The following is a 22,806-nucleotide window of genomic DNA, read 5'->3' on the forward strand; positions in this document are numbered from 1 at the left end:
GAGGCTCCAAGCCGACCCTTCCGAAGGGTCGCGAACGCCCTCCACCCGGCCGGGTGCAGCCCGTCTGCCTGAACCCTCCTGAGCCAGAGGCGGAGCCTCCCGAGTGTTCCCTCCTGGACGAGTCGTCGAGCGGCGCCAGACCCTGCCCGACCCCATTGGAAGGCCCCGGGATCGCTGAACTGCAGCGCATCGGGGGCGCCAAAAGGTACCCGCTAAGGGAGTGTGGAAGAGTCGCAGAACCGGCAGCTTTCGATGATGTTGCAGCACCTTTCCGGCGACCGCCCCGACCACTGCGACTCAAGCAGGCGAAGGCTCGCGAGGAGCGCTGGAAGCGCAGTTTACCGCGGTAAACTGCGCTTCGATGACCGCATTTGCCCAGGTCAAGGGGATTTAGCCCTGGGTGGCCACCCTAGTGAAGCCGACATCGCACACCCGGCGGTCGTGCAGTTTACCGCGGTAAACTGCACGAATTTCTATGCGGTGTTCAGCGTGTCGACACGCCATTTTCGGGCGGCAACCGTACTCTTTGGTGGTCTGTCTCGACCTAGTAATCCGCACTCGCGGATGAAGCAACCGGAGGTCTCCCCCATGACTCGCGTCATCGCAGTTGTCAATCAGAAAGGTGGGGTTGGCAAGAGCACTATCGTCGTCAACCTCGCCGCCGTGGTAGCCCAATTGATCCAGCTGATCAATCTGTCGCGCGACGATGTCGATCCCAATCCGCAGTCGCGCGTGGCCGCGATTTCGATCGACCCGCAAGGCTCAGCCCAGTGGTGGGCCAGCCGCGTGGAAGATCTCAACTTCCACCTTATTCAGGCGTACGACGATCCCCTGGAATGGATCCGCCAGCTCAACAACTTGCCAGGAATCGATTACGTCTTCGTCGACACCCCAGGCTGGTTCGATGTCGACCCCGACGGATCGGCAGACGGCCTGGGTATCGGATACTCCGCCGACGCGCTCCGAACAGTGCTCGACGTCAGCGACGAGGTAATCGTCCCAATGACGACCGAACCCCTGTGCTTTGACACCACTGCGCGAACCATCAGAATGCTGCTCGAACCGCGAGGGCTCCCCTTCACTGTCGTGATCAACAACTGGAGCACCCGCAACGGAAAGGCATGGCTCAATGCGACGAAGGACTTCGTGAAGTCGTTTGGCTGGCCGTTAGCTCAAACGGTGATCCGTCACTACCTAACCCACACCAACGCATCCTACGAAGGCGTCGTGGTGACCGAGTACGCGAACACACTCACCGAGGCACAGCGTCGCGAGACCGACGAGAAGAAGAAAGACCCGGCCCTGAAGGCGGCCGACGATTTCTACGAGCTAGCCAAGGAAATAACAGGCCTGTCGCTTGAAACCGAGCTCGGCGAGTCGACCGAAATGTCGATCGCTGCGGTGGCGGCATCAATGTCGGCGCAGGCGGTCTGATCATGGCAACCGAGACCCCAAACCAGTCCGCACAGCCGTCGTCGCGTGCTACGCGACCCAAAGGCGGTGTGCGCTCCTTTGACAGTCTGATCGATGCTGTTGGCGACAAATCGTCAGTTGACGGAACTGCCAAGGTGGGCGGCCTACAGCCCCGGTCCGGCTTAACCCGCTCGGTTCCACTTCGCGATCTTGTGGGCAACCCGAACAACCCACGTGATTCGGTCGGCGACCTCGAAGAGCTTGCGTCCATCGTCGAGTTCCAGCTTCAACCCGTTGTCGCCGTAAGTCGTGCGGCTTACGAGAAGCTGTACCCGGACGCGACGATCGCCGCCCGCTGGGTTGTCATCATCGGCAACCGGCGCCTGGCAGCCGCGCAAAAGTTCGGCCGGCCCGAGCTCGATATCGTCATCAAGGACGAGCTCGCGAAGGACCGCGGTACGCTACTCACGGCCGTGATCGCAGAGAACGTTGACCGCAGCGGCTTTGACGTGATCGAGGAAGCCAAAGCCGTCGAGCAGCTCGTCAGTGAGTTCGGAAGTGCCGACGCCGCCGCCGATCACCTCAGGAAGAGCAAGGCGTGGGTATCGCAGCGCCGAGCCCTGCTGAAACTCGCCCCAGAACTGCAAGAAGAAGTACGGCGAGGCGACCTGGCCGTACGCGAGGCGCGAACACTGGCCCGCGTCCCCATGGAAAAACAGGTGGCACGCTGGCGATCTGCGACAGACAGTCGCGATGAGGAACAGGGGAGTGACGCCACCGAATCCCCAGGATCGGAGCGCGACACAGAACAAGCGGGACCACCTGTTCGGGCAGTAACCAAGGCCCTGCGCAAGTTCGACACAGAGCCGCGAGGCCTCGCGTTAGCGTTGCGTGAGTACCTCGGCGAAGCAGGCGCGAAAACCCTAGCAAGCGATCTGCGGAAAGTTTTGAAATGAGAGGTTGGGGCAGTTTACCGCGGTAAACTGCCCCAACCCCCTTGGGCGCACTGCGTACAACAACAAGCGATCAGAGTCGAATTCCATTGTGCAGTAGGGCTATTCAGCCGTGAAGGGCCCGCCGGGCGCCTGGCTCGGGACCATGGCGCCGCTGGCTGCACACCCGGCGATGAGCGCCCAGATTCCCGACAGTCCGGCGAACAAATGCGGTCAGACAAGCCAGCCGCCAAGCCTCGCGACCAGGCCAACCCCACCGTGACCACCCCCAGACCACCTGCATAGAGGTCGCACGAGTAGTCGGGCCCGGAACGCTGGAAGAAGCAGTAGGGGAGTGGCGGTCGCTGACTTCGACGGCCGAGGCTCTGCGCCCAGCCGTGTAGCTGTTGTTCACCGGCGACCAGTGCCGCCCGAGACTCGGGCTCGCCGCAGTTACGCCATAGCCGGGCGCTGCGACCGACTGAACGACCGCCTCAGGCTCACAGTCAGCTGCGCAAGAAAATTGGGGTGTGAGGGGTGAGTGACTGTCGGTCAAAGCTAGAACCCTGAAGTCCGACAAGGTCGCGTCACACCAACCGGCCGGCGGAGCGAACACGACAAAAGGAAAGGGGAGTGGGGGAGTGGTTGAGCCGGCCCGTGTCCCGCACGAACGAACGGATGCAGCGCGCAGGGACGTTGCCCCCGGGACAAACCAGAGCCTCCAGGACCTTTCAGACCCCGACTTCGAGGACATTCTGCTCAAACATGCCCACCCCCCAGTGCGCGACCCACACGTCTGGGCGGAATTGATGTCACCGGCACTCATCGAGCGATCACGCCAAGCGCTGATCGCGATGCACGGCCGCAACAGCGGAGCCATCCAGCGCCGCAAAGCCCGCCTCACCACGTTCCAGGCAGAGTGCATTCGCAAGGGACAGCAGGGTCATGAGGCATGGCTACGTGCCAAGGCCGACTACGAGACGTGGAAGTTGGGCGCCACCAACTTCGGGAGAACGGTCAACGCAGCCCTCGCCGAAGTGAACGACATCGTCACCCTGCGCTCCCAGACCGCTGACAACACCGGACGCCTACAAGCGCAGCTGAACACCGCGCTGAACGCTATTCGGGCGCACCGCGCGGCTTGCGGGGACGCCGAGCTCGCCCCAGAACCGCACGACCTCACGCTCTGGGAAACCCTGCAAAGTATCGCAGCCGGCAACGCCGAGCTCCTCGTCCACAGGCCCGCCGTTGGCCGCTAGCGCGGGCCCAGTTCGGCTGCGTCCCACCAACGTCGAACTGCTGGGAATGCAGTTCGACGGCACGGACATGTCCGCTTTAGCCATCGGGTCATGGCTCGAACGAGAGACCAGGATCATTTACGGAATGCTCTTCTCCGTCATGCCCGACACATCGCCCAAATCTCTGTCGCTGCACGGGGCACGAGGGTGCTGGGTTCTGCGCCGGCACGATGGAACGTTCCTCACCGAAACAGACGAATGGGTCAACAAGCGCTACGAACACGTGCCCATGCCTGACGCCGAGGCCTTCGACCTCACCCTGCGCATCGTTGCCCACTGGCAGGCCAGCCGTCACGACTCCGACCATTTCACGATTACCAGCGAAGAAGAACTATTCGGATGTTTGCTTTCGGTATTCACGACCCGGCCCGAGCCCGGATAACGACCCTCAGCGTGAAAAGGAGCCTGCCCCATGGCCGCAACTGCACTGTCTGACAGCGCTCTAGAACGCATCGGCCACCTCATCGGGCCTGAAGAGGGCTCGGTGGTACTGCCCGGGCTCGCACCACCTGGTACCGACTACGACCCCACCGACTCCACCTTCGACCTCCTGTCTCCAACGCTGCTCATCGCAGGCACTTATCCCGGCAGCTACCTGATCGCGGTTTACAGCACCACCGCGGAATGGACCCTTGTCGGGCTCCATCACCTCACCCACGGCCGTCGCTGCGTCGACCCTGCCTGCATTCAGACCCGATCCGACCTCGAACATCAGAGGAAAACGCTTCCAGCGCAGGACAATCTGTTTACGCGCACCTACGCCGAGCCCAATGTGGACTGGTTGCCACCAAGGATCCCGTACCTGTGCCACATGAACGAGATCCAGACCTTCGGCGGTTCATTTTCCGCAGGTATACATGTGGAGCTCTTTTAACAGCCCAGCGCGAGGTCGCGAGGTCTGTGCTCGTGGCGATTCACAACGCTGGCTATCCGATGAGGTGGTTGGCCAGCTGAGCGAGGCCGAGGATGGCGAAGCCTACCGGGATGGCCAGCACTGCGCCCAAGGCGAGGTTGACCGACCATGGTTGGCGTTCCTTGAGCCCCTGGCGGCCGGCCACCATCCGGATCAGATCACGACCCTCGCGCGAATTGAACCGGTAGTTGACCACCGGCTCAATATGACCACGGTCTGAGAGCGCCCAGATTTTCTCCCTGGTGAACGCGAAAATCCGCCCGCCCTGCATCTCCCAGGAGAACGCGAAGCGAGGGATGCCCGCAGACCATTTCATCCGCACTTGGCGATCGGTAATCGTGTAATACGAGGCGTGTTCGCGTACCCGCCACCGAAAGCTCGACTGCAGACCGGCGCGGTCAAAAAGCTCCCACCATTGGGCGTTGACGACGTCGAGCTCCACGTCAAACCCGCGCTTGGTGGGGGACACCTTGTACGGGGTGCCTGCGGCGGCGGTCGCCACCGCATCGCCGAACGCGCTCACTAGGACCTCGCCACGCCGGCACGGACAGCGTCGGACGCGGTGTGAGCGCAGCATGTCAGGTGCATGGTCACCACGCTACTGGCCCTGAGTGGCCCACCCACGCAGTAGTTTTCGCCCCGCCACGATAGACGGTGATCAGAACGGGCCCCGGCGAAGCTGTGTCTCGGTTGCCGCCCACACAGCGTCGACCGCGGCCAGGAGCCGCTTGCCCGACCCAGCGAACAACCCGGCTCGTACAGGCGGCCACTGCTCACCAGCGCTGCGGGCTTCGGCGAGCATCTGCGCGGTGCTGGTGTCCTCGAAGGGGTGGCTCTCCGATGCGTGCACGACGAACAGCCCCAGCTCCGCCTGATCGATACCCGGGCTGCGTTGAGCCGCCAGGTCGGTGGCGACAAGGGAAAACAGGATCTCGGCGGCGTCGAACAGAGTGAGGTACTGGGAATCGGTGTGGTCAGGAAAGTAGGACCGCAAGGCATCGAACAAGAACAACGAGACCGGGTAGACCGGGCGGCGTGGAAGGCGACCGCTGGCCAGAGCCTGCAGCAGCTCGTCGGTGAGGACGCCTGTCTGGGCGGCGCGCAGGGAAAGTCCGAGGTGCCGTTCGCCGCCGACAACGTCCCAGGGGCCGGCCTTATCCAGCACGGCAACCTTGCGTGGCGCAAACACTGAATACTCGACAGCGGCATCGGTGGTCAGGGCACGCACTGCGCCATAGTTTTCATGTTCAATCGCCGCGATCGAGCCGGCGTACATCATGAGGGTCGCGGGCAGCACCGCCAACGCCTCCAGCTGCTGGGTCCGGCCGGTGGTGATGAGCGAACCACTCTCTTGGACAAGCGGTCTCGGTTCAGCCAGCGCGGCGACGACCTGTTTACATTCACGTTCAAGTTCAGGGCTTTGCACCCGGCAGGCCTCGATCACCAGGGGAAGCAAAGGCGCGACCGCAGTCAAGTAGCGATCGGCGATCTGAACATACTCAGTGATCTGCTCGGCCGGCACACGGCTGGAATAGCCGGGTGGAAACTGTGCAGGGTCGCTGCATGTCTCGATCACAGCGCGAGCAGCGCTGCGCAGCAGCCGGCCGGCCAGCCGGTAGTTGCCGCTGCCGATCGCGGCGTTGAACGCTTCACCGTCAGAGACCGGAGGGTCCTGTAGGAGCCGGTTCTGCAGTTCGTTGAGTTCGCGGTGGGTTGCTGGCTCGGATCCAGAAATGCCGCGACGGAACACGGTTCCGGACTTGTAGCTCTCGTAGTCCTTAACCAGGGAGTGGATTCGATCGCCAGGCCGCGGTGGTGCGACCGTGACGATCAGCACGTGGTGCCCCTGGAACTCGACGTAGTCCACGTCCCAGTGTGGTCCGTCGACGTAGGTTTTCAGTTTCCCTGCGAGATCGGCGGCGTCGTGCACCGGTGCGCCATCGAGTACGCCGTCAGGTGAGACGCCGACCACGAGATACCCTTCGCCCTCGCACTCGCGTGCTGCGTTCGCCGGGTCGCGATTGGCGAAGGCGATGATCGCTTTGGCTGCGGTGACCTTGTCCTTGGCTTTAGTGAAGTCCAGTGTGCTTTTCCACTCCAGCCAATGGGTCTCGGGTGTGGTGGTCGAGGTGGCGTGGTAGATCGCTTCGATGAGTTCGCCGAGGCGGTGGCTGCGCCGAAACGACACGCTCGTGTCGAGATTGAGGCCCATAGCGCACGAGCATATTCGGCCGAACGGAGAAGAGTGTTGGACAGGTCTGGGGGATGGGCAGCGGGAGAGTGCAACCGACCGCTCGGTTGCGACGGGTGAAGGGTCAGCGTCTGAAGCCGCGGCCCGCCGAGCGGGGGTCCAGGCTCTCGAAGGCGTCGAACCACGTCGCGGGATCTGGGATCCGGCCGAGCCAGACGGGAGCGTCGCCGGGGGAGAGGTGCCAGTCAAGGTGGCGATCGCCGACCAGCGCATCTGTCGCGGCCGCCCAATCGCCGTCGCCGGCGGCTGCTGGCAGCGCCGTCACCTCTTGTCCGTACTGGCCGTCCATCCACATCGACTGGGCGGTTGCCACGGACAGCACTAGCGCCACCTCCTCAGCCACACAATGCGGGTACGGCAGGTGGCCGGCTTCTAGGTCCAAGGCGAGGTCGTCGAACGCCCGGGCCATCTGACGTCTCCACGACACCGGACATGACCATGCAGCTTCAGGGAGGCGGTCCAGAATCGACCACCAGCCCGAGGATCCTTCCACCGGGCGCTCCCCGTGCTCCTCGACGTCGTCGTAGGCGTCGTCGGCATGAACCCACAGATAGGTCTGGAGCAGCTCGCGCTGGCGCGGGGTCAATCTCAGACGGAAGGGCGCTACGCGACTCATCCTGCGATCCTCGCGCACCGCGATTACACGCGGGCAGATGACCCGACGAACTCGATGGTGTATGGGTCGTCAAGTTTCACCTGCCGCAAACGTTGCAGGACCTCAGGTCTGGATCCACCAATCACGACGGCCAACAGGGCAGGCCTTGCATCGCCGGGAACCCAGTGCCCGTACATGTTCTCGTCCTCGAAGCAAGCCGGGAAGTGACCAGGGGTGAAGCGTGTGTGGATCACCACCCCGTCATCCACGTACTCATTTGGATAGACGGATCGATCTGGGATCCACTCCGCATCAGCGCCCGCCGGCCGCGCCACGAAACTTCTTTGCGTGACGCCGGGGTCGAGGATGAGCATCGTCGCTATCGCTCGACTCGGCGGATACTCCCACGCCTTATCTGCATACTCAGTCGCGCAAAATGCCGACTGCGGTGGCACATCCAGCCCCGACCGCAGCACAGTCGACAACTTCGACTCCTCGAAACCCCGATACAGCACCCGCCAGAGTTTCATCGGAGGCAGGCTGATCGGGCAATCGCACATACCCGTCTTCTCCGTCTGCCAGATGCTGGTTTTTCCCGAGCGTGCAACCAAAAAGCAATCCTGTGCCGGCCCGATTCCACGGCGGTGCCGTTCAGCCCTGCCCTTAAGTGTTACGTGATCGAGGTGGGAATCTTCTGCTTCCGCCGGCCACTCGGGCGTCGGGGCAGGTGCATCACAGCCCATCGGGTAGCGAGCCTCACCCCCGCCAGTCATCTGAGTCCTCGGGTTCGGGTTCGTAGTTGATGAAGTCCCCTTCTCCGCGGCCAAACTCGGCGTCTGCCGCGCGCCACGCATCGGTGCGGGAGACGCCACGAGAGAGTTGGTCGAACACGAAGGCATTCCAGCGCGCATGCCGCAGCAATTCCTTCACGGGCCCAACGGATTCGGGCGACAACGCCAACCACGCATCACACGCGGGCTCCAGCGCGGTCGCCACGTTCGCCCACTCTGCGGCGACGACGTTCGCGGACGCCAATTGCTTACCCATGCGCTGCTCCTCTACCCGGGCCCATCAGCGCTTCACCGAGCTTGTTTGGCCATTGCATTTCGGGCCCCACAGGCCCACCTTGTCAGTTTTCGCGGCAGTCTCCGCGGCCGAGATCGCGGGGGAGAAGCGGCTTGGGTTGTTCCGGTACACGTACGGGTGAGCCATCCCGGAGCGAACTGCTTCGATCGAATAGTTCCACCCGTCGTCGCGGATGATGAAGGCCAGGGTGCGACCATACTTGTCGCGCGGATCTTGCGAGGGATCGCCGACGATGGCAACTCGTCGACCGCTGAGCGTCTGCGTGGCGAAGTCGGCCGCCTCCTGGGCGAAACACCCGACCGTCCAACCAGGCTTATGCAACTCGGGGGAGTCGATACCCAACACCCTGATTCGCAACCGGCCCCGGACGTCGTCTCGGACGTCTACCGTGTCGCCATCGACTGCCCGCAGGACAGTTGCGGTGGGGGCGTAGGCCGGTTCGGCGGAGGACAGCGCAATTGGTGTGGCGGCGAACGCCCCAACGACGGCAGCCGCGGTGCACGCGACCCGCCCAAGCACACTCTTTGCCGACCTAGCGCTGCGCCGGCGAGCGTCAAGGACACTCACTCGTCGAACCAGTCGTCGGGCACGTCATCGAGGGGGATCAGCAGCGTGACATGCGATCCGTCGGACTGGCGGTGTGACAGCCCGATCGCGACGAACAGGATTGCGCGGTCGTCATCGTCGGGCATTCGTGCCCAGTGTGCGTCCGCGCTGTCCCAGACAGGGGCGCAGCGGTCGCATTCTCCGCGGCCATGGGCCAGGTGGGACAAGGCGACGCACCAGTAGTCTCCGCGCTCGTCTGGACCTGACCAGGGGAGGCTCAACCACCCAAGACCCGGCGGCGAGAAATCGGGAATCGTACCGAGCAGAACGGGTGTTTGTTCTGGGTTCAGCGGGTGCGGATGCAGCGTCGTAGGCAACTGCGGCGCCGTGAACGGTACCGGCTCATTGCGGGCGTTCGGTTTGGCCCCAGGGACCCACAGCGGCCCACCGCTATGGAGCAGATGCACGATGAGGTCGTGGCAGTCGTCAGGGGTCATAAGGGGCTGTGCCGACACGTTTCTGGCCCTCCTAGTCGAGTGGATCGTCGCCAGCTCGAACTGCGAGGGTGACTTCGTCGCCGCCGGCGACCATCGCCAAACCGGCCAGTGTGATGCTCGCGGTCTGACCGGCAGCGCGATGGGGGACCGCAATCGAGCCAGACGCCTCGACTTGAGCCACGCCCCCGGCCTCCGGGATGTTCCACAGTGCACCCTCGGCCTCAGTTCGGCTCTCGAAACCCGATCCGGACAGCGTCTGGTCGTTGATGGTGATCGACCACCAGTCGTCACCCAAACCCCCCGATGCGACAGTCACCGTCACCGGCATCTCCGAGCCGGCCTCGGGATTGGTCGTCGTGTTCAACACGGTTTGTTGTGAGCTCATGGCCGAATCATCCTCTGCACATCCGACATATTGTCCGAGTACCGAACGGTCATTTCGATTGCCGCCGTTGCACACGACCCAGCGCCACCTCTAAGTAATCGGCGTCATCAGTGAAGGTCTTGGCAGCCTGGTAGAACTTCCATTCGGGTGTATGCGTGTTCGCACGGCTGACCTCCCAGTCGGGGAGCAGGACGAACCCGGGCAGCACGAGCAAGTCCTCAAACTGCACCGATGCCAACTTCCTGAGCACCCTCCGCGTAGCTTCGAGATCTTGTTCCGACACATCAGCGCGTTCCACAAGCATGGCCAGCGCTCTAGTCTCACGCTCGACGATCTCCCGGGAACCCTGCTCCGTCGGGACGTCATACCGGCTCATCGAGGCTCTTTTTCTTGCCCTCGTTCATCGACCTATCGTGCCCTTCGCGTCCGACAGGGATCCGATTCAGCTCAGCTCAGCTCTGCTCTGAAGTACACGGTGACGGGATCTGCTAGCCAGTCTTCGTCCCATGGCTCACAGGTGAATAGAACTGGCACCGCGATTGGCGCCTCTCCAGTGAGGCCGTAGGCGATTTCGCGGGCAGTTTGTCGCCGGAGGTCGCAGGCGAGGTGATATCCGGTGAAGTTCAGTGCAACCCAAGCTGTTCCAGTGCCGGGGTCTTCTTCCCACGCCAACTCAGCCTTCGCGTCAATACTAATTCCGTTGGCAGACATACGCCGCTGGAAATACCACCAACCATGCTCCGAAGTAAGGCAGTTTGCGAAGTCAGTGACATCCGCTGCGGCCACCACAACTGTCAATGGATTTGGCGGACGCCATAAGAGGGTGTCCGCCCTACTTACGTCCTTCGAGTTCTCCATCGTCATCCCCCTAACCTTAGTTTTCGTGGCCTACTCGGTTTGACCGCTTGCTTGCGTTCCCGGTGCTGCGACGGGGATTCCGAGGTCTGCGGCGGCCTGGCGGAGTCGGTGATCGTAGGCGACGAGCGCGGTCAAAGGCGCTGCGGACGAGGCGGTTTGGGCGGTGGCCAGATGTATCGCGTCGAGCGATCGCAGTTTGTCGTCAGGGTAGGCAGCGGCGGTCGCCCGCACCACGGTGTCGATCTCGAATCGGTCCAGACGATCCAACACACCAGGGACCGCTGACAACCCTTCGGGAGCTACCGCGCGGATCGCTCGGGGTAGCTCCACCTCCGTCAGGGCAGAGGTGATCCATGGAATGTCGACTCGCTCATCGAGCCAATCGGCCAGGTCTTGAGACTCCGCCTCATCTCGGATGAGCTTTACGAGCGCGGAGGTGTCCAAGTAGATCATGCGCTAGTACCGTTCCTCGGTCCGCAACCGTGCCAGTAACGCGCCGGCGTCTTCGTCGCCTTCACGCATCGGTACCGTCGGACGAGGCGCAAGGCCGCGGGAGCGCGCAGGCGTCACTCTGCCAGCGGTGATCAACGCATCAAGGGGACCTGGCGCCGCAGGAACGATGCGGGCAACGACTACGCCACGGTCAGTCAGGATGATCTCCTCACCCTGCTTGACCCGGGCCAGCACCTTCGACGTCTCCTGATTGAGCATGCGAATCGATACCTCACTCACCCCACAAATGTACTACATCAGCGTTCTACATGCTGTGGTGAAATTCTCGGCGTAGACCCGACTAAACGAGAGGGGCGCAACTCATGACGCACCCATTGGTGCGCGATACGTGCCATCCGCTGCGTATTGCGCTACTTTCTACGGTATGGAAACACTCTCCGAGTTGATTTCTCGCGTTTTGCATGCCCGCGGCGATTCAGTGACCGCGTTCGCTGAAAGGGTTGGTGTCAGCCGCCAGACAGTGGCGCGCTGGGATACCAGCTTGCCGGCCGCTGACACCCTGCGCCGGGTCGCCACCGATCTGGAAGTGGAAGTGTCTTATTCCCAAGTGCTTTCAGCTGCGCTGGCCTCGGCCGGCTACATAGAATCTCTCGGCGACATGTTGGCTGGCCTGCCGCTGCGCGTCGTCACTAAGTGTGAAGGCCCGTATATGGAACGCGGGGAGGTGACGGTGGCCGGGGTGTTCACAGATCCGGCGCGGGCCGAGGATTACGTACGGATCGTGGAGGCCACGAGCGTCGAGACCGATGTAGAAGAGTTCCCGATGCTGGTCGACGCCACCGAATTCCCCGACACCAAGCTGATCTACACCACAACGTGGTGGAGTCGCACCGATCAGATCAGCCAGACGACATCGATCTGTTTGGCCGACGAGCGTCCGGCCCGGTTGGCTAATCGTGATGTCAGCGATGTTGAGGCCAGTGAGCTGTCGGACTCAGCCCAGGTGTTCGCACTACGCGTAGATAGCCTCACGCCCGAAGGCGGCCGAGCCCGGCTCACCGCGGTGCTCGACGAGCTGCGCAGGACTGGCCGGCTGCTATCCCCGGACGTAGACCCCTACGGGGGCTGGTCCGGTCTTGCTGGGACGTCCTGGCTGTCGCAGATGACGCCGCTGGTGAAAGCCGCCGAGCACGCGCACGAAGCGGGGGAGTATTCACCACCGTCGTCCGAAACTCTGGGCAGCTACGAAGTTCCCGCCGCCAACGTCGCGGCGCCGCCGATCATGCCAACCCTGGCTGATCTCGCTGCTACCAGGGAGGGGCTGGAGAGCTTTCTGAAGCGCGGCTTCACCTCGGGCTTCGCCCGTCCGGCGCCGAAGATCCGCAGGTTCGTGGTTGATCTGGACCGGCCGACAGCCGATTGATTGACCGGCTGTTGTGCGACCAGCTCCCACAATGCAACAGGGGTCGTTGATGTCCAGCAGGGCAGCGCCCCTATTAGCGCGCGCTCTCCCGTTCCTTGCTTCGGCATCGAGGACGCGGCGACAAGGCCGGCCTGCCGCTCGAAACCGCTGAGCCAAGCCGCGTCCTCCACGCGCACGGCTGTGACCACGAGCTTGCCCTGAAGCTGGACCAACTATGCGGCCGTACCCGCGACGTCGCTGTTACTAGTGCCCATTCGATCCGCTCTCCTTGGATCTTCGTGTTCGGGTGCGTCTGGGGACCACGGTCGTGTAGGTGTCAGCATCCTCGATGTCGAGGCTGTGCTGCCACGCTTCGTCAGCATCGCTGAACAGGGGAGAAGTGGTCGCAACGCCGCTCTCGCGGTCCACACTGACAACCCAGTACCCCGAACCCATGCCAAATCTCCGTGCTTCCGGTCTTCAGTGAACGTATTCACGTAGCTGAACTGCTCGAGAGGGGCCGGGGCATCGAGCTCGCTGCCAGATCGGTCTTCACTCGTCACCGGCCTCTGCGGTCTGTGCTTCTCGGTTGCTCTTGCGTGGTGAGTTCTTCCGTGGCGGAGTGCGTTTCGCTGGGGGAGTGGGAGCCGCGAGTTGGGCGCGAAGCGCCTCGGTGGCCGCCGAGGCCACGGAGAGGGCTTCGGTGAGCGCGTGTACCCGGTCGTCGGCGTTGCGTTGTGCTTGCGCGAGCTGCTCGGCGTGCGCCTGGCGCAGTACGTCTCGCTCGGCGTGGGCCTCTTCGCGGAACTGCTCCAGGGCGACCCGGTCATGCTCGGCAGCCCGGCGGGCGCTGTCGGTCTCAGCGTGACTGGTGGCCAGTTCAACCCGGAGCGTCGCCGCCTCGGCGACTGCCTGCTGCGTGGCCTGATGAGCGGCGTCGATCTCTGCCTGCAGTCGTTGCCGCGTGTCGTCGAACTCCCGGCGGGCCGCATCCAATTCACGGCGCAGCTCCGCCGCAGTGTCGCGCTCACGTGCCGCGGCCGCGTCGGATGCGTGCTGGGCGGCGACGGCCGCCGCAGCCTCCATCCGCGCGGCGGATGATTCTTGCTCCGCTTGCTGCACCGCAGCATCGCTCTGAGCTCGATGCTCGGCGGCCTCCGCCACTGCATCAGCCACCTGCCGCTCGGCGTGCGCCACCGCTGCATCTGCCTCGGCCCGAATAGCCGCGATCTCGACCTGGGATTCCTCCCGCACCCGAGCCAGTTCAGCCGCAGATTCCTCAGCAAGCATGTCGGCTTCTTCGCGGTCACGTTCAGCCTGCTCGGCCCGGTCCTCGGCGAGGCGGGCCACGCGCTCGGCCGCGGAGCTGCGCCGCTCAGCGTCGGTGATCTTGCTCAAAGCGTCACGGTGCGCGTCCTCGACCTCTGCACCGGCAGCTTCGAGGTCGCCCGCAGCTTGCACAACCGTCGCCAGTTCACCTAGGTAAGAGCGCATTTCATCAAGGCGACCAGGCAGCTCGGCTAATCGTTGATCAAGCGTTGCGCGCGCCATCGACACCGGCGCGACGGTCCCAACGTCCTCCTGCACCGCCACCCCGCCCTGGCGCTGCGCCCGTCTGGCCTTGAATGCAGACGCCCGATTGTGGACGGGCCCGCCGGCGTCATCGGCCTGTTCGCAGTACCGCGACGGTCGGCCGGTCGCGGGGTCTGGACGGCGAGGCCGTGAGCACCCGGGGTAGCTGCAGCGATCCCGATCAACTTGCGTGTCCGACCCCGGGCCACTCTCGCTCATGGGCTCATTGTACGAGTTTCGTCACCGCTGAGCAAGAACGAAACATAACGAAACAAAACCAACGTAACGAAACGAAACGCAAACCCCGGGGGAGCTACGAGGGGGGCAGGCAGGCCGGGCGCGCGCGGAGGAGGCCGTGTAGCCCCGTGCCGACCGGAAGGTCACGCGGCAACCCCGAAGGGTGAACCCGGTCGTTCGGCCGTCCCAGGTTGGTTGCTGGTGGGGGGCCGGCCAGTACTCGCGCACAGGCCCCGGATCGTCATGCGGGATAACGCTCAGCCGGGCCGCCCGACGTCGCTGCAACAGGCCGCGACGTCAAAGTGGGCGGATTAGTTCAAAACGCCGGCTTGGCCACCCCGGGGGGTCGCGTTGTCCCCTGAGTGTTTGAGGAACTTGGATTACACAACGAACCGCAACAGGTTTCGTTGCGTTCGGCCCCTCAGGACAACTGCAGGGCGTGAGTTTCAGAGCCCACCGCCGAGTGGGGCACAACCATGCTGCGGGACTCTGGCAGTTCTCTGAGAAAAATTATCGGCGGCTGAAAACTGTTGGGATACAAGGCGGGAACCTCGGAAATGTCATAACGTAGATTATCGGTAGATATGCTAACTAGTTTGCTGGATGACTCACGGGGTTGCGCGACCCCGGCGTTCACGTGGCCGCACCGCGGCCATCGAAGTCCACGAACGAACACGCCGGACCGCGCGCCGGCCGGTACAGCCGTGTCCGATCCGGAACTAGCTGAGAGTATTCCGGGAAAACATGAGAGCTGTCCGATTCCGCCCTGTTTTCCGGAACCATCTGAGAGTCGAATTGGCCCTGGCTGCTGGATGTTTTTCCAACGAGGCGCCTGTGCGGACCGGTCTGTGTGGCTCCGATTCCGCGACTACCTGACAGTGCCGGATTGCCGTTCCGGAACATCTGACAGTGCCGGATTCCGATGGCATGCCTGTCGCGCGGGCCTTGTCGGACGCCCCCCAGCCTCCCCGGTCCTTTGCGACATATCCGTCACGTGACGTTCAAGGCTATGTGTGGGTGGATGTCCAGGAAGTGCGAGTTGCCTTCTCAACCAATCGATTTCGCCGCCGGATGGAGCCGCGGCGCCGATTTCGTCGCCGGCCGCATAGTTGATCTTGGCCAGCTTGGGCCCGTGGTATCGACGACTTTACGATCGCCGGCCGAGGTGCGCCTGGAGTGCTTGGTGCTTGTATTCGTCGAAGTTGATGCGCCCGGCGGTGAGTTCGATGAGCCGGAACATGGATTCGCGGTCAGGTGTCGCGCCTTCGATCATGCTGTCGGCGATGGCGTTGTACACGGCACGCTGTTGAGTGGCCGACAGGTTACTGCCGTGCAGCAGCTCGGCCAGCACGGCCAAGCTGTCATCATCGGCGATCTCGCGACCCACTCCGACAGTCTATGTGCGTCAAGCCGAGCGGACGGTTTTGTCACTGTGACACTTCTCCCCCGGGTTTGCTAACGGGAAAGTCACTGATGCACTTCGATTTTGGGTCGTTTAATGGATAATGTTGATTATCCATCTTTCTTGCGTCAGCGTTGACACATGGTCGTCAGCCACGGACCCTCGCCTGCCCCACCCGTTCCCGCAGTGGCCCCTGAGGCATCGGCGGATCCGTTTCCGTTGTGGTTCGTTGAATTCCTCGATGATCGGCAGACCCGCAAACCGTCTGCGCACACGATGAAGGCGTACCGCCAGGATTTCTTCGCAATAGCAATGCTCGTCACGGACGGCAATCCCAGTCGGCTCACTGTTTCTGACATCACCAAAGACTCGATGAGGGCTGCGTTCGCCGCCTTCGCGCGCAATCATGAAGCCGCTTCTATCCGCCGGTGCTGGTCCACCTGGAACGTGCTGTGCACGTTTTTGTTCACGTCGGAGTTGTTGACCGCCAACCCCATGGCATTGGTGGGCCGACCGAAACTCGCACGGTCGCTACCCAAAGCGCTCCCCCGCACCGCAGTTGAGGCGTTGCTGGAAACGGTCGCAAAGGATGTGGAGTCAACACGTCAAACCGATTGGGCTGAAAGAGATCTGGCGATCATTCTTACGGCCTTATTGGCAGGGTTGCGAGCAGAGGAGCTCCGCCAAGCTGACATCGGGGATGTACGGACCGTCGAAGATGGTGCCGGCGTCATCCACGTGAAAGGCAAGGGCGGCAAAGAGCGGACGGTACCCGTGGAGGTCGCCTTGCTGAGAGTCATCGAGGTATACCTCGATAGTCGGGCGATTCGATTCCCTGACGCGGCGAAGCGCCATGCTAAGTCTGTACGCGGCGATCTGACCAGGTGGCCCGGCCGCTCTGCCCCTTGTTCGTTGGCCGCGACGGCGAGCGGATCACACGTGGCACGGTACAGTCGCGAATTACGCGTGCCTTCAGGCTTGCCGGTCCTGACGCCCAGCCGGCCCCTGGGGCGATGGTGCACGGATTGCGGCACACCTACGCTACTGAACTGGCTAGCGCGAACATCAGCGTCTACACGTTGATGAAGCTACTCGGCCACGAATCAATGACCACGTCTCAGCGCTACGTCACCGCAGCGGGAAATGAAACACGAACCGCCGCAGCGCAAAACTACCTCTATACGTTGGTGGCAGATATTGCGGGACCGGGGAACCGATGACTAGCTGGTACAGGCGTACAGAGGCGTACAGGCGTACAGGCGTACAGGCTTACAGGCTTACCGCTGCGGGCGGTCCAGCGGGAGGGTCAGCTTCTGTGTCGTCACAGCAGTCGCAGCTACCCGCATCGCCGGGTTGATCGGGTTGATCCCCCACGGTGTCCAGGGTCAGGAGCTGGGCTGCTGGCCTGGGACCAATAGGGCTTCCGCAGCATGCATCGGTAGCCGGTGGCGGGGCGCCGATGTCGAGGTGGTGTGCGGCTGTGCTGATCGCAGGTGAGGTGGTCAGGCCGGGCAGGGGTTGGGTGCGCGCGGCACGGATGGCGTTGAGAATGACCAGAACTTCGGCGAATTCGTGGATGAACACGACGGTGGCCAGTCCGAGCACCCCGAAGGCAGCCAGCGGAATCAGCACTCCGATGATGGCCAGCGAGAATCCGATGTTCTGCACCATGATTCTCCGGGCGTGCCGCGAGTGGGCAAGGACTTGGGGGAGGTGGCGCAGGTCTTCCCCCATGAGTGCGACGTCGGCGGTTTCGATTGCGACGTCGGTTCCCATGGCGCCCATGGCGATTCCGATGTCGGCAGTGGCCAGCGCGGGTGCGTCGTTGACTCCGTCGCCGACCATGGCGATCGGCTTGCCGGCCGCCAACTCCGGCAGCAGCCGGGCTTTGTCTTCGGGTAGTAGTTCGGCGTGCACGGTGGTGATGCCGGCTTGGGCGGCCAGGGCGTCGGCGGTGCGTTGGTTGTCGCCGGTGAGCATCGCCACCTGGATCCCGATCCGGTCCAACAGTTGGACGGCTTCCCCGGCTTCCGGGCGCAGTTCGTCGCGGACGGCGATGGCGGCGATGACACGGCCGTCGCGTTCGAGAACGACGACGGTGGCGCCTTCAGCTTGAAGGCGTGCCACCTCGTCGGTGAGCGGGCCGGGTGGGACCCAGCTGGGCTTGCCGAGGCGGATCGCGGTGCCGTCGAGGTGGCCCTGGATTCCGTGACCGGCGATCGCGGTCACCTCGCTGGCGGGCGCAATGTCCTCGGCGGCGGCCAAGATCGCCTGGGCCAGTGGATGTTCGCTTCGGGCTTCCAGTGCGGCCGCGATCCGGAGCGCCTCGGCTTGGGTGATGCCGTCTACAACCGCTGTGGCCACGACTTGTGGTTTGTTGCGGGTGAGGGTGCCGGTTTTGTCCAGGGCGATGACCTTGATGCGGCCGAGTTCTTCGACCGCGGCCCCGCCTTTGACGAGGGCGCCTTGTCGACTGGCGGCGCCGATGGCCGCGACCACGGTCAGTGGTACCGCGATGGCCAGGGCACAAGGGGAGGCCGCGACGAGCACCACCAGGGCTCGTTGCAGCCAGAGCATCGGATCGCCGAGGAGGGCACCGAGGCCGGCGATCGTCGCGGCGAGCGCCATGATTGCCGGCACGAGGGGTCGCGCGATCCGATCGGCCAGGCGTTGGCCGGCGCCTTTGCGTTCCTGGGCTTCCTCGACGATGTGCACGATGCGGGCCAAGGAACTGTCGGCGGCCAGCGCGCTCACCGCGACTTCGATGGCGCCGCCGCCGTTGATCGCACCGGCGTGCACGTCGCTGCCTGGACCGGCCTCGACCGGGACCGACTCACCGGTGATCGCCGACAAGTCCAGACTGGTGTGGCCTGTGGTGATGGTGCCGTCGGTGGCGGCGCGTTCCCCGGGCCGCAGCACCATCACATCGCCGATCACCAGATCCTCTGGTGACACGGTCATTTCGCGGCCGTCGCGGATCACCGTGGCCTTGGGTGGCACCAGCGACAGCAGGGCCCGCAGGCCACGGCGGGTGCGGGTGACGGCGTAGTGTTCGAGCCCCTCAGCGATGGAGAACAGGATTCCCAGCAGCGCGGCTTCGGCGATCTGGCCGAGTGCGACCGCTCCGATCGCGGCGATCGTCATCAGCGTGCCGACACCGATGCGGCCGTGCCGCAGGTTGCGCAACGCGTCGGGTACGAACGTCGACGCGGCGACCAGGACGGCGACGAGTTCGATGGTAAGCGAGAAGGATTCGTGCCCGGCACGTGAGACCAACCACCCGACCACTAGCAACACCGCCGACAGCATGGCCAGTTGCAGTTCGCGTACCTGCCACAGTTTCTCGGGACCGGCCTCCGGTTCAGTGTCCTGGGGTCCGCAGCATGCGTCAGACACGGTCAGCCTCCATGCGCACCGAAGTTCCGAGCACCACGGCGGTCAGGGAGCGACCACGCTCAGTCAGCCGGTACATCACCAGGCGTCCGTTGCGGCGGGAGGTCACCATGTCGGCGACTTTGAGTTGGCGCAGGTGATGGGACACCAGGTTCTGCGGGGCCCCGACCACCCACGCCATGTCGCAGACACACATCTCCTCGCCGTCATGCAGGGCCGCGGCGATCGTCAGGCGGGTCGGGTCGCCCAGGGCGCGGGCGGCTGCGGCGGCGGGTTCGACCCGCTCCAGGTCTGGCAGGGCGGTGCGGATCGCCTCGGCGTGCGGCAGGTCCAGGCACAGCAGGTCGCAGGCATCTACCGATTGCTCGTCCATACTCACATCCTAATGTATGTTGATATGACTACGGAAGGACGTCTGCATGGCCCGTTCCAGGCGCATTTTGCTCACCGCGTTTGTCGTCGCCGCTCTCGCGATCGGCGTGCTGGTCTACCTGTCGGCGCGTGATCGCGGCCCGACCACCGCGCAGCGGCCAGAGACCAGCGAGGCCGTCGGGCAGGTGGTGCGCGAGAACAGCCGCCGGCTGAACACGGTGGCGGGCAGCGACGTGACGTTCGTGGAGTTTCTCGACTTCGAATGCGAGGGCTGCCGTGCGCTCTACCCGGTGATCGAACAGCTGCGGGGCGAATACGGAGACCGGGTGAACTTCGTGATCCGCTACTTCCCACTACAGGCACACGTCAACGCCGAGCGGGCCGCGCGGGCGGTGGAAGCTGCCGCCCGGCAGGGCCAATTCGAGGCGATGTACAAGAAAATGTATGACACCCAGGCGCAATGGGGTGAGAAGCAGACCCCGGCCGACAATGTCTTCCGTGGATTTGCCGCAGAACTCGGCCTGGACATGGACGCCTTCGACGCGGCCTACGCCGGTCCGACGACACTGGAGCGCGTCCGGCTCGATGTGGCCGATGGTCGAGCATTGGGCGTGCAGGGCACCCCGACATTTTTCCTCAACGGCACTCGTTTCCAGCCCCGAAGCTACGAGGACGTGACCGCAGCACTCGACAAGGCGCTCGCCGAATAGGACCGCCCGTACCGAAAGCGCACCGTCAGCACTCGGCCAGCTCTGCACTCGGACAGGAGGACTCACCCCGATGCCTATCACCGCGCTCGCCCTTTACTTGGTCTTCGCCCTGTTGGGGTTCGGCTGGCGCAGCTGGACCCAGTACCGTCACACCGGTTCGACCGGATTCCGCGGGATCAACGGCCGCCCCGGCTCACTGGAATGGTTGGCCGGGGCAGGGTTCATCGCCGCCATCCTCGCCGGCCTCGCCGCGCCCCTGCTGCAACTACTCGGCATCCTCGACCCGGTCGGTACCCTGCAGGTGCCATGGATCCAGACAACCGGCACGGTCCTGGCGGTCGCGGGGATCGGTGCGACCCTCTACGCCCAACGCGACATGGGTGCGTCGTGGCGCATCGGCGTCGACCCCAGTGAGACCACACCGTTGGTACGCCACGGCGTGTTCAGCCTGGCGCGCAACCCGATCTTTACCGCAATGCTGACCTTCGCCGCCGGCATCACCCTCATGACCCCCAATCCACTTGCGTTGGCCGCGTTCGCGGTGCTGGCGGTCACGATCGAACTGCAGGTCCGCGTGGTCGAAGAGCCCTACCTGACCGCCACTCACGGCCAGGCCTACCGCGACTACTGTGAGACTGTCGGCCGGTTTGTTCCCCACATCGCACGTGCCTGATCGTCTGGCCGGCGACGCGAGGTGAACCCATGGCAACATCAGATGATCACACCGCCCGCTGGAACCGGTACTGGGACAAGAAATCCCGCACCTACGACCGTGAGATCGGATTCTTCGACCGCCACCTATTCGGCGATTCCCGCGACTGGGTCTGTAAGCAGGCCGCCGGCGACGTTCGCACCGGACTCAACTTGTCCTTCTACCCCAATGACGTCACGCTGACAGGGATCGACTGGAGCGAGCAGATGCTCGATCTCGCACGCCAGCGCGCCGCCGACCTCGGGCGCACCGCCACCCTGCAACGGGCCGACGCCCACCACCTGCCGTTCGACGACGCCAGCTTCGACACCGTGGTCTGCACCTTCGGGCTGTGCGCCATCCCCGACCACACCCAAGCGCTCACCGAAATGGCCCGGGTACTGCGCCCAGGTGGCCAGCTCATCCTGGTCGACCACATCAGCAGCAGTGCGGCCCCCGTGCGGGCCGTACAGCGGTTTCTGGAACTGTTCACCGTTCCCCTAGGCGGCGAACATTTCCTGCGCCGCCCGCTCAACCACATTCGGTCGGCCAGCGACCTCGACACCGACCGCGTGGAGCGGTTCACCCTTGGGCTCGTCGAACGCGTTGTCGCCCTCAAGACACCATGAGCTGACCTGCCATGCGGCGGCAGGCCCGACCTGGACACCATCACCCAACAAGCCGCACATGACCGAATTCATCACCGGCAGTGCCGCACTCACCGAACCCAGCGCCCGCGGAATCCCCAACGCCACCGATCCGACGCGTGCCGATCTCCTCGCTTAGCACCCAAAACCGAGTTGGATGACAACCCTCCGATGTACCTCTGGCGTGAACGATTGTTGGTCTGCCCTGGCGCCAGGCTCAACGCATGCCAGCAGACCACCCGTAGGTGTGTCCCCGGCCCTCGTCGCTCATGTGTTCTCGATCCGCGCCGCTCAGGCACCCAAGAGCGTGGCCTAGTTCATTCTGTCGGTGACGAGGGCGCCGCGGTCGTCTGTTCGGGGCCGCTGAGAATAGGTTTCACGTTGGCGCCGCGGGCCAGCCGCCACATGCCAAACCAGGCGACAGGGGCCAGCGCTATCACTGTCCACATCCCTGGAACGTAGTGCCAGGCAACATCGCTGAACCAGGGGAACACAAGGAAGTGTGCCAGCTCGGTGACACCCATGGAAGCAAAGAACGTCCACGCCAAGTACCGCCCGAACCGCAAGCCGCGTGCCATCAGGACTGGCACCACTAGCCATGCGCCGACCGAAAGGGCCAGCAGCAGCACGAGCGGAGGCGACGACAGTTCCGGTGTCGGCAACCCCGTTACTTCGGCCAGGAACCGGAAGAACCCCATCCGGTTTTCCTCGACGCGATGCAGCGCGAATAGCAGCAGAGCGACCCAGTACGGCACCTTGATATCGGCCCAGGACCCGCGCGATGGCACTAGGAGCCACAGCAGCAGCCCGCCCACGAACCCGGCGGTGAAGACCAGCATAGTGAGCAGACCGAATGCCAGATATCCGAGCCCGAGTATCGCCGCGGTGAACGCCGCAGCGGTCAGGACCGTTGACACCGGTTTGCTCCCCTGCCCATCCACCGTAGTAGCCGAGCTCATCGCCGAAACCTCCCGGCACCGGCCACGCTGCCGATTCGGGCTGCCGGTTGCACCGCCCGTCGCGTCATATGCGCATCCTTGCATGCGTATGGTCACAGCGGAAGGGAGTGTCCGCGGCGGCGGGCTGTAGCGGTCGTCCAGGTGCCGACCCGAGGAACTCAATTATCTAGCGCCAGTGAGGTGAGCCCTTCGCA

At 63.9% G+C, this 22,806-nt stretch carries 26 protein-coding genes and 2 pseudogenes; 11 read left to right on the top strand and 17 right to left on the bottom strand.

The window, feature by feature from the left end; translation table 11 throughout:
- Window positions 1–588: 588 nt before the first annotated feature.
- From ACNQVK_RS04645 to ACNQVK_RS04665, 5 genes and pseudogenes are all read left to right on the top strand, one after another.
- Window positions 589–1,344, top strand: a pseudogene (locus ACNQVK_RS04645) (ParA family protein); the annotation flags it as partial.
- 92 nt (window positions 1,345–1,436) lie between these two features.
- The gene (locus ACNQVK_RS04650; protein WP_418023047.1) at window positions 1,437–2,369 is read left to right on the top strand and encodes a ParB/RepB/Spo0J family partition protein; all 933 of its coding nucleotides are present in this window, start codon (window positions 1,437–1,439) and stop codon (window positions 2,367–2,369) included.
- 785 nt (window positions 2,370–3,154) lie between these two features.
- On the top strand, window positions 3,155–3,604 hold the full coding sequence (locus ACNQVK_RS04655) for a hypothetical protein (protein ID WP_225594383.1): 450 nt from the start codon (window positions 3,155–3,157) through the stop codon (window positions 3,602–3,604).
- Window positions 3,605–3,650: 46 nt separating this feature from the next.
- Window positions 3,651–4,025 (top strand): hypothetical protein, encoded by a 375-nt coding sequence (locus tag ACNQVK_RS04660; protein WP_418023048.1) that lies wholly within the window; start codon window positions 3,651–3,653, stop codon window positions 4,023–4,025.
- A gap of 30 nt (window positions 4,026–4,055) precedes the next feature.
- Window positions 4,056–4,517 (top strand): hypothetical protein, encoded by a 462-nt coding sequence (locus tag ACNQVK_RS04665; RefSeq protein WP_418023049.1) that lies wholly within the window; start codon window positions 4,056–4,058, stop codon window positions 4,515–4,517.
- Between the two features lie 52 nt (window positions 4,518–4,569).
- Here ACNQVK_RS04665 and ACNQVK_RS04670 read toward each other — a convergent pair whose 3' ends face one another.
- The 12 genes from ACNQVK_RS04670 to ACNQVK_RS04725 form a co-directional block, all read right to left on the bottom strand.
- Complete coding sequence (locus ACNQVK_RS04670; RefSeq protein WP_418023050.1) at window positions 4,570–5,079, bottom strand: hypothetical protein; 510 nt, start codon at window positions 5,077–5,079, stop codon at window positions 4,570–4,572.
- A gap of 135 nt (window positions 5,080–5,214) precedes the next feature.
- Window positions 5,215–6,768 carry a helix-turn-helix domain-containing protein gene (locus ACNQVK_RS04675; protein WP_418023051.1) on the bottom strand — a complete coding sequence of 518 codons (1,554 nt, stop codon included), beginning with the start codon at window positions 6,766–6,768 and terminating at the stop codon, window positions 5,215–5,217.
- Window positions 6,769–6,871: 103 nt separating this feature from the next.
- Window positions 6,872–7,423, bottom strand: a complete 552-nt coding sequence (locus ACNQVK_RS04680; RefSeq protein WP_418023052.1) for a hypothetical protein — start codon at window positions 7,421–7,423, stop codon at window positions 6,872–6,874.
- 23 nt (window positions 7,424–7,446) lie between these two features.
- The gene (locus tag ACNQVK_RS04685; protein ID WP_418023053.1) at window positions 7,447–7,932 is read right to left on the bottom strand and encodes a hypothetical protein; all 486 of its coding nucleotides are present in this window, start codon (window positions 7,930–7,932) and stop codon (window positions 7,447–7,449) included.
- Window positions 7,933–8,158: 226 nt separating this feature from the next.
- On the bottom strand, window positions 8,159–8,449 hold the full coding sequence (locus ACNQVK_RS04690) for a hypothetical protein (protein ID WP_418023054.1): 291 nt from the start codon (window positions 8,447–8,449) through the stop codon (window positions 8,159–8,161).
- Window positions 8,450–8,473: 24 nt separating this feature from the next.
- Complete coding sequence (locus ACNQVK_RS04695) at window positions 8,474–9,007, bottom strand: thermonuclease family protein (RefSeq protein ID WP_418023055.1); 534 nt, start codon at window positions 9,005–9,007, stop codon at window positions 8,474–8,476.
- A 44-nt stretch (window positions 9,008–9,051) separates the two neighbouring features.
- Window positions 9,052–9,180, bottom strand: a complete 129-nt coding sequence (locus tag ACNQVK_RS04700) for a hypothetical protein (protein ID WP_418023056.1) — start codon at window positions 9,178–9,180, stop codon at window positions 9,052–9,054.
- A 382-nt stretch (window positions 9,181–9,562) separates the two neighbouring features.
- Window positions 9,563–9,916, bottom strand: coding sequence for a hypothetical protein (locus ACNQVK_RS04705; RefSeq protein WP_418023057.1), 354 nt, complete (start codon window positions 9,914–9,916; stop codon window positions 9,563–9,565).
- Window positions 9,917–9,965: 49 nt separating this feature from the next.
- Complete coding sequence (locus tag ACNQVK_RS04710; RefSeq protein ID WP_418023058.1) at window positions 9,966–10,292, bottom strand: hypothetical protein; 327 nt, start codon at window positions 10,290–10,292, stop codon at window positions 9,966–9,968.
- 71 nt (window positions 10,293–10,363) lie between these two features.
- Window positions 10,364–10,780, bottom strand: coding sequence for a hypothetical protein (locus tag ACNQVK_RS04715; protein ID WP_418023059.1), 417 nt, complete (start codon window positions 10,778–10,780; stop codon window positions 10,364–10,366).
- 24 nt (window positions 10,781–10,804) lie between these two features.
- Window positions 10,805–11,227, bottom strand: coding sequence for a type II toxin-antitoxin system VapC family toxin (locus ACNQVK_RS04720; protein ID WP_418023060.1), 423 nt, complete (start codon window positions 11,225–11,227; stop codon window positions 10,805–10,807).
- Window positions 11,228–11,230: 3 nt separating this feature from the next.
- On the bottom strand, window positions 11,231–11,506 hold the full coding sequence (locus ACNQVK_RS04725; RefSeq protein WP_418023061.1) for a type II toxin-antitoxin system Phd/YefM family antitoxin: 276 nt from the start codon (window positions 11,504–11,506) through the stop codon (window positions 11,231–11,233).
- 145 nt (window positions 11,507–11,651) lie between these two features.
- On the opposite strand from ACNQVK_RS04725, the gene ACNQVK_RS04730 reads away from it, so the two are divergent.
- The gene (locus tag ACNQVK_RS04730; protein ID WP_418023062.1) at window positions 11,652–12,650 is read left to right on the top strand and encodes a helix-turn-helix domain-containing protein; all 999 of its coding nucleotides are present in this window, start codon (window positions 11,652–11,654) and stop codon (window positions 12,648–12,650) included.
- A 531-nt stretch (window positions 12,651–13,181) separates the two neighbouring features.
- Here the strand turns inward: ACNQVK_RS04730 and ACNQVK_RS04735 are convergent.
- Together ACNQVK_RS04735 and ACNQVK_RS04740 are read right to left on the bottom strand one after the other, a co-directional pair.
- Window positions 13,182–14,123: a hypothetical protein gene (locus ACNQVK_RS04735; RefSeq protein ID WP_418023063.1), complete on the bottom strand. Its 942-nt coding sequence runs from the start codon at window positions 14,121–14,123 to the stop codon at window positions 13,182–13,184.
- A 1,462-nt stretch (window positions 14,124–15,585) separates the two neighbouring features.
- Complete coding sequence (locus ACNQVK_RS04740) at window positions 15,586–15,825, bottom strand: hypothetical protein (RefSeq protein WP_065050492.1); 240 nt, start codon at window positions 15,823–15,825, stop codon at window positions 15,586–15,588.
- A 510-nt stretch (window positions 15,826–16,335) separates the two neighbouring features.
- On the opposite strand from ACNQVK_RS04740, the pseudogene ACNQVK_RS04745 reads away from it, so the two are divergent.
- Window positions 16,336–16,602, top strand: a pseudogene (locus ACNQVK_RS04745) (recombinase); the annotation flags it as partial.
- A 122-nt stretch (window positions 16,603–16,724) separates the two neighbouring features.
- Window positions 16,725–17,060, top strand: coding sequence for a tyrosine-type recombinase/integrase (locus tag ACNQVK_RS04750; RefSeq protein WP_327181488.1), 336 nt, complete (start codon window positions 16,725–16,727; stop codon window positions 17,058–17,060).
- A gap of 49 nt (window positions 17,061–17,109) precedes the next feature.
- On the opposite strand, the gene ACNQVK_RS04755 is transcribed toward ACNQVK_RS04750, so the two are convergent.
- Both ACNQVK_RS04755 and ACNQVK_RS04760 read right to left on the bottom strand, forming a co-directional pair.
- Window positions 17,110–19,236, bottom strand: coding sequence for a heavy metal translocating P-type ATPase (locus tag ACNQVK_RS04755; RefSeq protein WP_368575812.1), 2,127 nt, complete (start codon window positions 19,234–19,236; stop codon window positions 17,110–17,112).
- Window positions 19,229–19,606 (bottom strand): ArsR/SmtB family transcription factor, encoded by a 378-nt coding sequence (locus tag ACNQVK_RS04760; RefSeq protein ID WP_065050494.1) that lies wholly within the window; start codon window positions 19,604–19,606, stop codon window positions 19,229–19,231. Before ACNQVK_RS04760 ends, ACNQVK_RS04755 begins: the two co-directional genes overlap by 8 nt.
- 46 nt (window positions 19,607–19,652) lie before the next feature.
- Here ACNQVK_RS04760 and ACNQVK_RS04765 point away from each other — a divergent pair, with 46 nt between their 5' ends.
- The 3 genes from ACNQVK_RS04765 (at window position 19,653) to ACNQVK_RS04775 (ending at window position 21,635) form a co-directional block, all read left to right on the top strand.
- On the top strand, window positions 19,653–20,315 hold the full coding sequence (locus ACNQVK_RS04765; RefSeq protein ID WP_065050495.1) for a DsbA family protein: 663 nt from the start codon (window positions 19,653–19,655) through the stop codon (window positions 20,313–20,315).
- A gap of 70 nt (window positions 20,316–20,385) precedes the next feature.
- Window positions 20,386–20,988, top strand: coding sequence for a methyltransferase family protein (locus ACNQVK_RS04770; protein ID WP_065050496.1), 603 nt, complete (start codon window positions 20,386–20,388; stop codon window positions 20,986–20,988).
- A gap of 29 nt (window positions 20,989–21,017) precedes the next feature.
- On the top strand, window positions 21,018–21,635 hold the full coding sequence (locus ACNQVK_RS04775) for a class I SAM-dependent methyltransferase (RefSeq protein WP_065050497.1): 618 nt from the start codon (window positions 21,018–21,020) through the stop codon (window positions 21,633–21,635).
- Window positions 21,636–21,970: 335 nt separating this feature from the next.
- Here the strand turns inward: ACNQVK_RS04775 and ACNQVK_RS04780 are convergent, their stop codons facing one another.
- Window positions 21,971–22,612: a hypothetical protein gene (locus ACNQVK_RS04780; protein WP_065050498.1), complete on the bottom strand. Its 642-nt coding sequence runs from the start codon at window positions 22,610–22,612 to the stop codon at window positions 21,971–21,973.
- Between the last annotated feature and the right edge of the window lie 194 nt (window positions 22,613–22,806).

The organism is Mycobacterium sp. 134, assembly GCF_048282715.1.
GTDB classification, from domain to species: domain Bacteria; phylum Actinomycetota; class Actinomycetes; order Mycobacteriales; family Mycobacteriaceae; genus Mycobacterium; species Mycobacterium septicum.